Annotated in this window: 13 protein-coding genes; 7 read left to right on the top strand and 6 right to left on the bottom strand. The window is 73.1% G+C overall.

Going from position 1 to position 12,625, the window contains the following annotated elements:
* Positions 1–170: 170 nt before the first annotated feature.
* The 3 genes from ACFT5B_RS12300 to ACFT5B_RS12290 form a co-directional block, all read right to left on the bottom strand.
* Positions 171–1,142, bottom strand: a complete 972-nt coding sequence (locus ACFT5B_RS12300; protein ID WP_386798588.1) for a sigma-70 family RNA polymerase sigma factor — start codon at positions 1,140–1,142, stop codon at positions 171–173.
* On the bottom strand, positions 1,139–1,561 hold the full coding sequence (locus ACFT5B_RS12295; protein ID WP_386798586.1) for an SgcJ/EcaC family oxidoreductase: 423 nt from the start codon (positions 1,559–1,561) through the stop codon (positions 1,139–1,141). Before ACFT5B_RS12295 ends, ACFT5B_RS12300 begins: the two co-directional genes overlap by 4 nt.
* A gap of 137 nt (positions 1,562–1,698) precedes the next feature.
* Positions 1,699–2,268 (bottom strand): dienelactone hydrolase family protein, encoded by a 570-nt coding sequence (locus ACFT5B_RS12290; RefSeq protein WP_386798585.1) that lies wholly within the window; start codon positions 2,266–2,268, stop codon positions 1,699–1,701.
* Between the two features lie 104 nt (positions 2,269–2,372).
* On the opposite strand from ACFT5B_RS12290, the gene ACFT5B_RS12285 reads away from it, so the two are divergent.
* Positions 2,373–2,921, top strand: coding sequence for a GNAT family N-acetyltransferase (locus tag ACFT5B_RS12285; protein WP_386798583.1), 549 nt, complete (start codon positions 2,373–2,375; stop codon positions 2,919–2,921).
* A gap of 7 nt (positions 2,922–2,928) precedes the next feature.
* On the opposite strand, the gene ACFT5B_RS12280 is transcribed toward ACFT5B_RS12285, so the two are convergent.
* The gene (locus ACFT5B_RS12280) at positions 2,929–4,710 is read right to left on the bottom strand and encodes a pyruvate dehydrogenase (protein ID WP_386798581.1); all 1,782 of its coding nucleotides are present in this window, start codon (positions 4,708–4,710) and stop codon (positions 2,929–2,931) included.
* 134 nt (positions 4,711–4,844) lie between these two features.
* Here ACFT5B_RS12280 and ACFT5B_RS12275 point away from each other — a divergent pair, with 134 nt between their 5' ends.
* The 6 genes from ACFT5B_RS12275 to ACFT5B_RS12250 all read left to right on the top strand — a co-directional run bounded on the left by ACFT5B_RS12275 (position 4,845) and on the right by ACFT5B_RS12250 (position 8,856).
* Positions 4,845–5,324, top strand: a complete 480-nt coding sequence (locus tag ACFT5B_RS12275) for a hypothetical protein (protein WP_386798579.1) — start codon at positions 4,845–4,847, stop codon at positions 5,322–5,324.
* A 77-nt stretch (positions 5,325–5,401) separates the two neighbouring features.
* On the top strand, positions 5,402–5,692 hold the full coding sequence (locus ACFT5B_RS12270) for a hypothetical protein (RefSeq protein WP_386798578.1): 291 nt from the start codon (positions 5,402–5,404) through the stop codon (positions 5,690–5,692).
* On the top strand, positions 5,689–7,152 hold the full coding sequence (locus tag ACFT5B_RS12265) for a putative T7SS-secreted protein (RefSeq protein WP_386798576.1): 1,464 nt from the start codon (positions 5,689–5,691) through the stop codon (positions 7,150–7,152). The genes ACFT5B_RS12270 and ACFT5B_RS12265 overlap by 4 nt, the downstream gene beginning before the upstream one ends.
* An 8-nt stretch (positions 7,153–7,160) precedes the next feature.
* The gene (locus ACFT5B_RS12260; RefSeq protein ID WP_386798574.1) at positions 7,161–7,727 is read left to right on the top strand and encodes a hypothetical protein; all 567 of its coding nucleotides are present in this window, start codon (positions 7,161–7,163) and stop codon (positions 7,725–7,727) included.
* Positions 7,724–8,452, top strand: a complete 729-nt coding sequence (locus tag ACFT5B_RS12255; protein WP_386798572.1) for a hypothetical protein — start codon at positions 7,724–7,726, stop codon at positions 8,450–8,452. Before ACFT5B_RS12260 ends, ACFT5B_RS12255 begins: the two co-directional genes overlap by 4 nt.
* The gene (locus ACFT5B_RS12250; protein WP_386798570.1) at positions 8,449–8,856 is read left to right on the top strand and encodes a hypothetical protein; all 408 of its coding nucleotides are present in this window, start codon (positions 8,449–8,451) and stop codon (positions 8,854–8,856) included. Before ACFT5B_RS12255 ends, ACFT5B_RS12250 begins: the two co-directional genes overlap by 4 nt.
* A gap of 10 nt (positions 8,857–8,866) precedes the next feature.
* On the opposite strand, the gene ACFT5B_RS12245 is transcribed toward ACFT5B_RS12250, so the two are convergent.
* Together ACFT5B_RS12245 and ACFT5B_RS12240 are read right to left on the bottom strand one after the other, a co-directional pair.
* A complete protein-coding gene (locus tag ACFT5B_RS12245) occupies positions 8,867–10,201 on the bottom strand; it encodes an MFS transporter (RefSeq protein ID WP_386798569.1) in 1,335 nt (444 codons plus the stop codon).
* Positions 10,202–10,524: 323 nt separating this feature from the next.
* Entirely contained in the window at positions 10,525–12,519 is a 1,995-nt protein-coding gene (locus ACFT5B_RS12240; protein ID WP_386798567.1) for a discoidin domain-containing protein, read from the bottom strand.
* Between the last annotated feature and the right edge of the window lie 106 nt (positions 12,520–12,625).

The following is a 12,625-nucleotide window of genomic DNA, read 5'->3' as shown; positions in this document are numbered from 1 at the left end:
GCTTATCCTCTTGCGGCCCGCAAGCATGGCGTCGACAAGCTCGGAGTCCGCAGACGGGGCCAGGGTAGATGTCGCTGTCACAGCAGCGAAGGTAAGGGTCCCCACTGACAGTCGCGGGACCGCCGTACCGCGCCATGCGCGGGCGACGCATCGCTCGCGCACTCGTGGCGCTATTCGTCGAGACGGGCGGGGAGACCGAACGACGCGAAGACCTCCGCATCCTGGAAAACCGAGTTACGGCTGACCCCGGCCGCCGTGACCGTGAGCACCTGGAGCGTGTGCAGCGCGTACCCGCCGCCGTCGCGCCGGTAGGCCGCGAATCCGGGCTGCCCGTTTGCGGCGACCGGCAGGGTCCGCCAGTCCGTCCCTCCGACGCCGTACACCCAGCCCATGAACTGCCCGTACCCGTCCCGTCCGGTGAACCAGTTGACCATGGGCGGCATCTCCATGAGGACGTCCTCGGTGAGGAGCGCCTTGATGCCGTCGACGTCCGCGCGGACGAACGCGTCCGTGTACCGGTCGAGCCAGGTCTGCTGCTCGGCCGCCGAGGGCTCGGCCGCGTCGGCGAGGTCCGCGCCTGCCTCGCCCAGCCGAGCCCGAGCCCGTTGCAGCGCGCTGTTCACCGCCGCCGTCGTCGTGCCCAGGACCTCCGCGGACTCCGCGGCGGAGAACGCGAGGACGTCGCGCAGGACGAGCGCGCCGCGCTCCCGCGCGGACAGGTGCTGCAGCGCCGAGGCGAACGCGAGACGCAGCCCGGCACGGGCGACCGCGGCGTCCGCCGGGTCGCGTGCGCCGAGCATCGCGTCGGGGAGCGGCTCGAGCCACGGCACCTCGCCGCGGACGAGCGGCGCGAGCGGCTCCGACTCCGCCACCAGACCCGACGGCAAGGGTCGGCGGGCGCGGCCCTCGAGCGCCGTCAGGCAGACGTTCGTCGCGATCCGGTACAGCCACGTGCGCAGCGAGGCGCGGGACTCGTCGTACGAGTCCCGCGCCCGCCAGGCCCGCAGGTAGGTGTCCTGGACGAGGTCCTCGGCGTCGTGCACCGAGCCGAGCATCCGGTAGCAGTACGCGAGCAGCTCGCGGCGGTGCGGCTCGATCCGGAGCCCGAAGTCCTCGGCGGCGCCCGACGGCGCGGTCGTCACACCGTGCTCGCGGGGGCCGGGCTCAGCACCGGGCTGTTGTGGTACGCCGCGATCTTCCACGAGCCGTCCTTCTTCTCGAGCACCCAGGTCGCGTTCACCCTGCCCGACTCGGGGGCGGTTGTCGCGCCGTCGAACAGGATGGCCGACTCGCTCACGACGACCGCGGCGTCACGGCCCACGAACCGCACGCTGACGTGCTCGTTCCACGTCGTCGTGCCCCGGAGGGGACCCGCGAAGCCGCGGGCCATGCTGTCGCGGATGGCGTCGCGCCCGAGGCGGCGCGAGCCCGGCAGGATCGCCGTGGCGTCGGGCGTGTAGTCGGCGACCATGCCGTCGGCGTCGCCCGCAGCCCACGCGCGGTAGGAGTCGGCCAGCACGGTCTCGATGGCGGTGGTGTCGGCTGCGCGGTTCTCTGACATCTCGGTCTCCTCGGTCCGGTCCACCGGCGGTCCGGCGGGCTCGCGAGTACCTACCGACGAGCCCGCTCGAACTCATCGTGGGTGCGGCTCGAGCCCGGCGTGGACCCGGCCGGAGGGCACGACCAGGGGCCGCCGGGTCAGCCCACCGACCGCAGCATGTCCCCGACGTCGCGCCAGGTCGCCGCCGCCGCGGCGGCCGCGTAGTCGGGATGGGACTCGTCGGTGAAGTAGTGCCCCGCGTCCGCGTACTCGCGCACCAGTGCCGTCGCACCGGCGACCTCCGCGCTCCGCCGGAAGGCGGCAACCTGCTCCGGCGGGGCGAACCGGTCGCCGGCTGCGTAGTGCAGCTGCACCGGTGTGCCGGGCTGCACTCCGGAAGGAACCGAGAGGGGCGCGTGCAGACAGGCGACCGCAGCCGCGGCGAGCCGGCCGGGCCAGACCTCGCCGATCACCCCGACGCCCATCGAGAAGCCCACGAGCACGGCGTCGTCGGGAACGCGGGACAACGCGTCGGACGCGCGCCCCACGATCGTCGACCAGCCGATCTCCGCCATCAGCGCCGAACCCGCCCCGAGCTCACCGGGAGCCGTCCGGCCACCGAACAGGTCCGGCACCACGACCCGATGACCTTGTCCCCGGAGCCGGTCCGCCGCGGCTCTCTCCGCCGACCGGAGGCCCCACATCGAATGAAAGAGCACGACGTCCATCCATGCAGTCTGCCGACTCCAGGTTCTCCTGCACCCGCGGGCGCGGCGTGGTCGACGTGGGCTGGCTCGGTCCCGCGCGTCAGCGTGGAGGCTAGGTTGGGATGGTGCCGACGACGATCCCCGAGTCCCTCACCGACGGCGAGATTCGGCTGCGCCCGTGGCGCGACGAGGACGCCGACGCGCAGCTCGCGGGCTTCGCCGACCCTGTTTTTCGCCGGTTCTCCGACGGGGTCCCGCTCGACCGGGCTGACGTCGTCAAGCGGATCCGTGCCGTCGAGCGCCAGCGCGCGGAGGGCACGGCCGCCTACTGGGCGATCGACGACGCACACGACGGCCGTCTGCTCGGCGAGGTGTCGCTGAGCGGCATCGACCACCGGCAGGGACGGGCGAGCGTCGGCTACTGGCTCACGGCGTCCGCGCGCGGGCGCGGGGTCGCGACGCGCGCCGTCCGGCTTGCGGCACGCAGCGCCTTCACCGACCTGGGGCTGGCGCGCCTCGAGCTCACGTGCGCGCCCGACAACGCCGCGTCGCAGGCCGTCGCCGAGCGGTCCGGCTTCCGGCGCGAGGGCTTGCTGCGTGCGCACCTCCCGTTCAAGGGCGGACGACGCGACAGTCTGGTCTACGGGCTGCTGCCGGAGGACCTCGCCCGATAGCGCCGGCTCAGGGGCGCGGGACGTTGCGCAGGTTCGACCGTGCCATCGACACGGCCTCGCCCATGCCGTTGCCCATGATCTCCTTGCTCATCGCGACGACGAACCCGCGCACCTGACCGGCCGTGATGGTCGGCGGCAGCGACAGCGCGCGCGGGTCGGTGACGACGTCGACGAGCGCCGGCCCGGGCCGGTCGAGGGCACCCCGCAGCGCGCCACGCACGTCCTGCGGCCGCTCGACGCGCACCGCGGGGATGCCCATGGCGTTGGCGATCGCGGCGTAGTCGAAGTGCGGGGACTCGGTCCCGAACTGCGGCAGCCCGTCGACGAGCATCTCGAGCCGGACCATCGCGAGCGACGCGTTGTCGAACAGCACGATCTTCACCGGCAGGTCGTACGCCTTGATGGTGAGCAGGTCGCCGAGCAGCATCGACAGCCCGCCGTCGCCCGACATCGCGACGACCTGACGCCCCGGTTCCGCGGAGGCAGCTCCGATCGCGTGCGGCATCGCGTTGGCCATCGACCCGTGCAGGAAGCTCCCGATGACACGGCGCTTCCCGTTCGGGCTGATGTACCGGGCAGCCCACACGTTGCACATGCCGGTGTCGACGGTGAAGACGGCGTCGTCCGCGGCCTCCTGGTCGAGGATGTCGGCCACGTACTCGGGGTGGATGGGCGTGACCTTCTCGACGTCCTTCGTGTAGGCGCCGACGACGCCGGTGAGCGACTTGACGTGCTTCTTGCGCATCTCGTCGAGGAACTTCCGGTCCTTCTTGGCGTCAACGAGGGGCAGGAGCCCGCGCACGGTCTCCCCGGCGTCCCCGACGACGGCGAGGTCGAGCCGGGTGCGCCGGCCCAGGTGCGAGGGGTCGATGTCGACCTGGGCGGTGCGGACGTCCGCGGGGAGGAACTGGTCGTACGGGAAGTCCGTGCCGAGCAGGATCAGCAGGTCCGCCTCGTGCATCGCGTCGTAACAGGACCCGTACCCGAGGAGCCCGGACATCCCGACGTCGAACGGGTTGTCGTACTGGATCCATTCCTTGCCGCGCAGCGAGTGGCCCACGGGGGAGGCGATCTTGTCCGCGAGCGCGATGACGTCGTCGTGCGCGCCCCGGACCCCGACGCCCGCGAAGATCGTGACCTTCTTGGCGCCGTTGATGGCGTCGGCGAGCTCGCGCAGGGCGTCGGGCGACGGGATGGCGCGCGGGGGCGCGGGCGGCGTGACGATCGGGTCGATGCCGGGCACGACGGGCGGGGCGTCGTAGTCGGCGACGTCGCCCGGGATCGTGAGGACGGCGACGCCCGGGCCGCCGAGCGCGTGCTGGATCGCGGAGTTGATGACACGCGGCGCCTGGGCGGCGCTCGAGATCATCTCGGAGTACACCGAGCACTCGGTGAACAGCCGGTCGGGATGCGTCTCCTGGAAGAAGCTCGTGCCGATCTGGGCGCTGGGGATGTGGCTCGCGATCGCGAGGACCGGCACGCGCGAGCGGTTCGCGTCGTAGAGGCCGTTGATGAGGTGCAGGTTGCCGGGGCCGCAGGAGCCCGCGCACACCGCGAGGCTGCCGGTGACCTCGGCCTCGCCGGCAGCGGCGAACGCCGCGACCTCCTCGTGCCGCACGTGCACCCACTCGATCTCGCCCGAGCGGCGCACGGCGTCGACGACGGGGTTGAGGCTGTCGCCGACGATGCCGTAGATCCGCTTCACGCCCGCGGTGACGAGCTGCGCGACCAGCAGGTCGGCGACGGTCTTGTTCCGCTTGTCCTGGGGGGCCTTGCGTCCGAGAGCCATGCCCCCCATGCTCCGCCGCGGCCCGGAGGCCCGCACCACGAGGCGGTGTGACGTCCGCTGCACCGGCGCCACGTGCGGTTCCGGTAGCGTGTCCCGGTCCGCGCGAGACCGACGACGAGGAGCACTGTCCCGCCATGGTGCCCGTCCCGGTGTACCCGCCCGACCTCGACGTGACCCCGGCGCCCGTCGTGAAGGTCCTGCTGGTCGTCGCGATCGGCGCGGCGGTCGTGTTCGTCGTGCTGGCGCTCGCGGCCCGTCGGTGGGCCGGACGACGTGGCCCGGGCATCGTGGCCGGCGCCTGCCTGGGGCTGGCGGTGCTCGGGGGGCTCGGCGCGTTCGTCGCGGACCGGCTCACGAAGCCCGGGATCGAGCGTGCCGCCGACGCCCGCACCCGCGAGCAGCTCGGTCTCCGGACCCGTGCGGCCGACGCGCTCGGGGCCGCGTACGGCGTGACGATCGACCCCGACGAGCTCCGCTACGTCTACGACGGCTCGCCCGTCCGGGTCACGTTCCCGGACGAGCACGAGGAGACCTGCACCCTCGGCGCGGGCGACGCCCTCACGCTCACTTGCCCGACGCCGCTGCCCCGCGACCCCGCGGCCCCCGCCGGGTAGTTCTCCCCATGTCGGGCGGGCTCGCCGGTCCGCTAACGTTGGCCCGGCTCGCGCCGTCGACGAGGGGAATCCGTGCAGTGACCGACCAGCTCAAGGTGGATACGCCCACCCTCATCGAGGCCGGCCACAAGCTCCGCGTCGTCGCCACCGAGTTCAACAGCGCGCACACCAACGCGGACCGGGTGGCCGCCGCGGTCGGGCACGACGAGCTCTCCGACGCGATCCACCACTTCGAGCGGAACTGGGACGGGAAGCGGGAGAAGATGCTCGAGCACATCGGGTCGCTGGCCGACCAGTGCCAGGGGGTCGGCGAGCAGTTCGAGAGCCTGGACTCCGAGTTCGCCAAGGCGCTGCGGGGCGAGAAGTGAGCCGCCCCTACGACTGGCACCCGCTCGCAGCGACCGACCCGGTGCCCGGGGAGCCCGACGTCGTCGCGCGTGCCGGCACCGACTACACGAACGTCGCCGAGGCCATCCAGAAGGCCGCCGCTGACCTGCGGACCATCGCCGACCTGGACGCCATGCAGTCGGACGCCGTGCAGGCCATCGCCGACAAGGCGAAGGACGTGGCGAACGAGATCGCGAAGGTCCAGCACCGGTACTTCGCGACGGGCGAGGCGCTCACGACCTACGCGGACAGCCTCCGGACCGCGCAGCAGCACGCCGACGAGGCGCTCGCGGCCGCGAAGCAGGCCCAGGCGGACTACGACACCGCCCACCACAAGCACGTCGTCTACTCGGACCCGGACCACAGCAAGGCGCCGAACGCGCAGCAGCACGCCGACCAGGCCCAGACCGACATGACGACGGCGAGCACCGCGCTCGGGAACGCGCGGACCAAGCTCGAGCAGGCGACGTCGGCGCGCGACACCGCGGCGACCAAGGCCAAGAACGCGATCAACGTCGCCGTCGAGGCCGACGGCATCCACGACGGCTGGTGGGACAACGTCCGGTCGGTCGTGAACGCGATCACGGACATCGCCTCGAAGATCGCGACGGTCGCGGGCGTCCTCGCGCTCGCGCTCGCGTGGGTGCCGGGGCTCGGTGAAGCACTGGGCGCGGTCGCGCTCATCGCGGGACTGGTCGCGATGGCGGGGCACGGGTTGCAGCTCCTGAACGGGGAAGGGTCGTGGCTCGACTTCGGGCTCGACGTGCTCGGGGTGGCGACGTTCGGCCTCGGACGCATCGCGGGCGCGACGCTGAAGATGGGCGCCGAGGGCGCGCAGGCCGTCTCGCGCGTCCGTGCCGACCAGCTCGTCCGGGCCCTCGGCCAGACGCGCGGCGTCCGGGGTGCGGTCCGCGGCCTGCTGAACGGGCGCGGGCTCGCGGGGACCGGCATCCGGGCGGCCGAGCGGGGCGTGACGGCGTTCGTCGAGCGCCCGGGCCTGCTGCGGTCGGTCGGCCGCGGGCTCAACCCGATCACGATCGTCAAGGACACCGCGGGCGAGCTCAAGGGCTTCGGCAAGACCCTCGACTTCCTCCGCAGCCCGCGGGCCACCTGGAACGCCGCGTTCCGCGACGTGAGCGGGTTCAAGGGCAACGCCCTGGCGTGGTTCGGCGCGGGCGACGAGGCGCGCGCCGTCAGCAGCGTCGGTGCCGCCGACGCGTCCGTCCGGGCCGCCGCGAACCTGCCCGCGACCGCGAGCCATACCGCCGTCGACGCCCTGGCCGCGAGCCACGCCCAGCTCAACGACGCTCTCGGCGTCGCCGGGCGGGGAGCGGGCGCCGTCCTGATCGGGACCGGGGTGGACATCGGCAACAACGGCTACGGCGCGCTCGGCCTGACCGAGGGTTCGGACGACCCCGCCAAGCAGCTCAACCTGAACTGAGGACATCGATGGGGCACATCGTCGGGTACGACGCCGGGACGAGCGAGCAGTGGGTCGGCTGGACGGCAGGCGCGAGCGAGGAGGCCGAGGAGTTCGTGCGCGGGCTCGGCCTCGACGCGGCGCTCGAGCCCGGCTACCTCCAGGCCGTCGCCGACCTCGAGCAGATCCTCGTCGACGGGCACTCGCTGGCCGGTGGGCTCTGGTACCCCGACCCGGCCGACCTGCCCTGGGGGCAGTTCACGCTCACCTACCTCTACCCCGAGGCCGGGACGGCGTTCGACCCGGCGGCGCTGCTCAAGCGGGTTCGCAAGGCGGAGAAGATCCGCGGCACCCGGCTCCTCGACCACTCGACCGCGCTCGGTGACGTCGACGCCGGCCAGGTCCTCATGGAGGTCGAGGTCCGCGGGTTCAAGGACACCGGGGTGGTCCTGTCGCGCATCGCGGCGACCGTGTTCCCGACGGGCGCCGACGAGGCCATGCGTCTCGAGTTCCAGACGAACGTCCCGACCGCGTTCGAGGCGCTGAGCGGCGAGGCGCTGACGATCGTCCAGAGCCTCACGGTGGAGGTCGCGTGAGCGCCGGGACGCGCACGGGCGGACGCGAGGCCGACGGCCTCGGGCTGCTCCTGCCGGAGGACTGGTGGGTCGTCGACCTGACGGACGAGCGGTCGCGCCGGCGCGCCGTCCGCGGGCTGGTCGCACGGCAGTTCGGCCGCGCCGACAAGCCGTCGCCGCTGCAGCTCGACGTGCTCCGCGAGCTCGACGCGAGCACCCGCGCCGCCGCCGCCGCGCGAGGCCGGATCATGGCGTTCTCGCTCATGCAGGCCGGCGACAAGCCGCTGTCGGCGTCGCTCACCACGTTCCGCGTGCCGGCTCCGGCGCCGAGCCGGATCCCGCGCAAGCGCGAAGGGCTCGTGCGGCTCGCCGCCGACCTCACGGCGGTCGCCGCCCCGGACACGGAGGTCGTCGTCGCCGAGGGGCCCCTGGGGACGGTCGTGCGGCAGGTCGCCGTCGAGCGGGGGCCGGCGGAGCTCGACGCCGAGCGGATGCCCCAGCTCGTCGCGCGGTACTGGCTCGACCCCCAGGACGGCAGCGGCTGGTACCAGCTCGTCTTCGCGACGCACCTGGTCCCGCTCCGCGAAGGGATGTTGGCCCTGTTCGACGCGATCGTCGCGTCGGTCGGGCACGACGACGACCCCGACGCCCCGGACGACGACGGCGAGCCGGGTGCGGGTGCGGACGGACCGGGGCAGAGCGTCCGGCTGGGTGCGGGCGCCACCGCCGCGGCCGGGGTGGCGTGAGGCCCAGGCGGACTCTCGCCGCGGTCGGCGCGCGTCGTCGCGGCTGGTGGGCGGGGCTCGCGCACGGGACGCCGGCCCTCTACGCGGGGCTGCTCGCGGAGGGCACCTACGCGCCGCGCCTACGGCGGTCGCGGCGGCTCGCCGTCGTCGTCGCAGCCGGTCCGCCGGGGCTGGAGCTCTGGGACGCGCGCCGGGAGACGCAGCTCGCTGGCTGGCCGTGGGCGTCGGTCGCCTCGGTGCGGGCGGACACCCGGGACGGGACCTCGGCAATGGTCGTGGAGACCCTCGCCGGGGCGGTGCTGCCCCTCGTCCTCGCGGCGGGCGGCGCGGGACGTGGGGTGGCGGACGCGGCCGAGGTGGGCGACGTCGTCGGGTGGGTGCGGGAGCTGCGGGACGCGGGCTGACCGCGGCCGGTCAGGCGTGCAGCTCGACCCGGATACGGGCGCTGCGGCGCAGGACGCCCGCGGTCGCGACGACGAGCACGGTCGCCGCACCGGCAGCGGCAAGCACGACGAGGTAGCCCGCGTGCGCGCCGGCGGCGTCGATGCGCGAGCCCGCGACCGCGGACCCGATCGAGACCCCGATGCCGAGCGCGGTGCCGGCCCACGCGAGGCCTTCGGTGAGCTGCCCGGCGCCGACGACCTGCTGGATGAGCCCGTTCCCGTTGATGAGCGTGGGGGCGATCGCGAAGCCGGTGACGAACATGACCGCGACGAGCGCCGGGATCGAGTCGACGAGCCGGAACATCGAGACGCCGAGCGCGAGGACGACCATGCCCACGACGAACCGCTTCCACAGCGCCGACCGCCAGTGGCGGGCGCCGTAGAGGAGCCCGCCGCACAGCGAGCCTGCCGCGAACACGGCGAGGATCGCGCCGGCCCACGGCTTGTGGTGGTGCTCGTCGGCGAAAGCGATGGTCGAGACGTCGGTGGCGCCGAAGATCACGCCCAGCGCGACGAACACGACGCAGACGACGAGCGCTGCCGGGTTGCGCAGGACGGAGCGGTGGCCCGCCGCGTCCGGGGTCCGGGGGACGGGCGGCGGCTCGGTCGCACGCAGCGACAGGAACCACAGGCCGCCGACGAGCCCCGCGACGAGCGGCACGGCGAGGCCCGACCAGGGGCTGACGCTCGTCGCGAGCAGCGTCGCGACGACCGGCCCGACGACGAACACGACCTCGTCGAGCGCCGACTCGAGCGAGTAGGCGGTGTGGAGGCGGCGCGGGTCGTCGAGGACCTTGGACCACCGGGTGCGGACGATCGAGCCGTACGAGCCGGCGCCGCCGCCCGCGAGGACCGCGAAGACGTACAGCAGCGGCTCGGGCGCCCGCGTCACGGCCGTCACGATCAGACCGATCAGCCCGACGCTCGCGACGGCCAGCATGGGCAGCATGACGCGGCGCTGGCCGCGCCGGTCGACGAGGCGCGCGAGCTGGGGCGAGCAGATCGCCTGCGCGATGACGAGGACCGCGGAGATCCGCCCCGCGAGCGCGTACGAGTGGTACAGGCCCTGGATCATCAGGACCGTGGCGATTCCGACCATCGACATGGGCAGCCGGGCCACGAGCGCCGACGCGGAGAACTGCAGCGCCCCGGGCACGCGCAGGATCGCGGTGTACGGGTTCCGCGACGTCCGGCCGTCGGGCGACGGCGCAGCGACCGGTGGCGTCGTGGGGTCCGGAGACGGCGAGGAGCCGACCAGCTCGCGGCTGGTCGGCTCGTTGTCCTGGGGTGAAGGGTCCTGAAGCATTTCTAGTACAACGGTACCAGAACTGCTCCGGCGCCGTCACGTGATCTTCGTCTCCGAGGCCCGGTAGCACCCACGCCCTTTCCGCCACCAGCCTGAGACCGCCGCTTTCCGCACCACCAGCCAGACGCTGCGGCTGGCCCACTGACCCGGTGCCAATGGCAACCCGGAAGCTGAGCGGGCAGGAGGGGGAGGGTGTCGCGCGACCGTGGCGGGTCTGGCGGGAGCCGAGCGAGGAACGAGCGAGGCGGATGGAAGGTCGCGCGACACCCTCCCCCTCCTGCCCGCGGACACACCCCGCGGGCAGGAGAGGCGAGCCGAGCCGATCAGCGGTACAGGCGCACGTCCGCCACGCTCCACCAGGAGCCCGACGTCCCCGTCTGCGTGATCCTCACGTACCGGGCGAGGGTGGGTCGGAGGTCGACGTTGGTGAGCTGCCCGACGCCGGTCCCGCTGGCCTTGGTGGTCCAGTGGGTGCCGTCGAGGCTGGTGCTGACGGCCCAGCCACGGGGGTAGTCGCCGAGGTTGTCGCCGGCGTCGATGGCGACGCGCCGGAGCTCGGTGATCTTCCCGAGGTCGAGCTGGACGTACTGCCCGGGCGTCTGCGCGGCGCCGGAGGACCAGCGGGTGGAGGCGTCGGCGTCGATCGCGAGCTTCGCGTCGTCGGGTGCGGACGACGCGGTGGCCGTCGCGTGGGCGAGCGAGACCGGCAGGAGGCCGGCGAGCGCGGACCCGGTGAACGCGCCGCGGGTCGCGGACGCGGGCCACGTGAACGTGGCGAGCGCGCCGCCGGGGAGCGTGTACTCGAACGTCCGGGAGCCCACCGCGACGGCGAACGAACGAGGGTTGTCGTTCTCGTTGTGGACGACGAGCGCGGTGGAGCCGTCAGGGTTGCGGAACGCGACGTCCATGAGCTGGCCGTTCCAGCCGGTGGTGCCGAAGGACGTGGAGCCGATGCGGACCGCGCCCTGCTGCACGAACTTCGCGAGGTGCCCGATGGTGTAGTACTCGGCGTTCTTGCTGTAGGTGCCGTCGGGGTGGACGGCGAGGAACCCGGTGCAGGTGTCGCAGCCGCCGAGGTGGGGGCCGCCGTCGTCGTCGAGGGCGAGGTTCCAGTCGAGGACCGACTTGGCCCAGTTGCGCGTGGTGCCCAGCGTGATGGTCCGGGCGTGCCACTTGAGGGTGTCGCTGAAGTACTGCGCCGGGGTGTCGGTGGCGCCGTGGGAACCGGAGCACTCGGTGAACCAGATGCCCTTGTCGGGGTACGCGTCGTGGAGCGCGGTCTGGGCGCTGGGGTCGCCGGCGTAGCAGTGGTAGGCGGTCCCGGCGATCCACTTCGCCGCGGGCGAGTCGAGCAGCTGGTACGGGTAGTCCGTCTCGCCGCCGGGCTCGTCGGCCGGGGCTGACGCGGCGTCGTTGGGGTGCGTGGACCAGTTGTGGTCGTAGCCGAGGATCTTGGTGCGCGGGCTGGCCTTCTTCAGGAGCGGACCGAGCGCCTCGATGACCTTCTCCTCCTGCTTCACGCCCATGTCGGTGCCCGGGTACCCGGAGGGGGTCCGGTTCTGGGGCTCGTTCTGGACGGTCAGGTAGTCGACGGGGATCCCGGCCGCGGCGTACGCCTTGACGTACTTCACGAGGTAGCGGGCGTAGGCGTCGTAGTAGGCGGGGTCGTCCTTGAGGCGGCCGCCGACGAGCGAGTCGTTGGTCTTCATCCAGGCGGGCGGCGACCACGGGGTCGCCACGACCTTGATGGACGGGTTGAGCTTCTTGGCCTGGCGCAGGAGGGGAAGGATCTGGGCCTCGTCGTGCGCGATGGAGAAGTGCTTCAGGGCGAGGTCGGTCTGGCCCGGTGCGACGTCGTCGTACGTGTAGTGCTCGCTCGTCGCGGTGAAGTCCGACGACCCGACGGGCTGCCGCAGGAAGCTGACGCCGATGCCGTCGGACGGGCTGAAGAGGTCGCGCATGGCCTGCGCACGCGCGGACGGGCTCAGCTGGTACAGGACGGCGGCGGTCGAGTCGGTGAGCGCGCCGCCGAAGCCGTCCATGGTCTGGTAGGTCGTGGCGGGGTCGATGGTGATGGTCGTGCGGGTCGACGTGCCGGTCGTGAAGCTGACGGGCGCCTGCTCGGTGAGCCGTTGGGTGCCGTCCGGGGTGGTGACCCAGGCGCGCACGTCGTCGGTCGTACGGCCGTTCCCGGGGTGGGCGTCGGCGGCGAGCGCCGGTGCGAGCGCGAGCGCGGCGGTCGCGGCCAGTGCGGTGCCGGCGGCGAGCGTGCGGTGCGCGGTCCTCCGGGTGGGTGGTGGCGTCGTCGGTGACGTCATGGTCGTTCCTCTCGTCGTCGAGCGGTGGTCCCTGCGCGGTGCCCGACCTCGGGACGCTCCATCGTGGAACACATATGGAACATTCGCTGGTCGCGCGCCGCCCTCT

Source organism: Luteimicrobium sp. NPDC057192, from assembly GCF_042670205.1.
Taxonomy (GTDB): Bacteria; Actinomycetota; Actinomycetes; order Actinomycetales; family Cellulomonadaceae; genus Luteimicrobium.
Note: the sequence above shows the minus strand (reverse complement) of the source record. Positions and strands in the feature narration are given on the sequence as shown.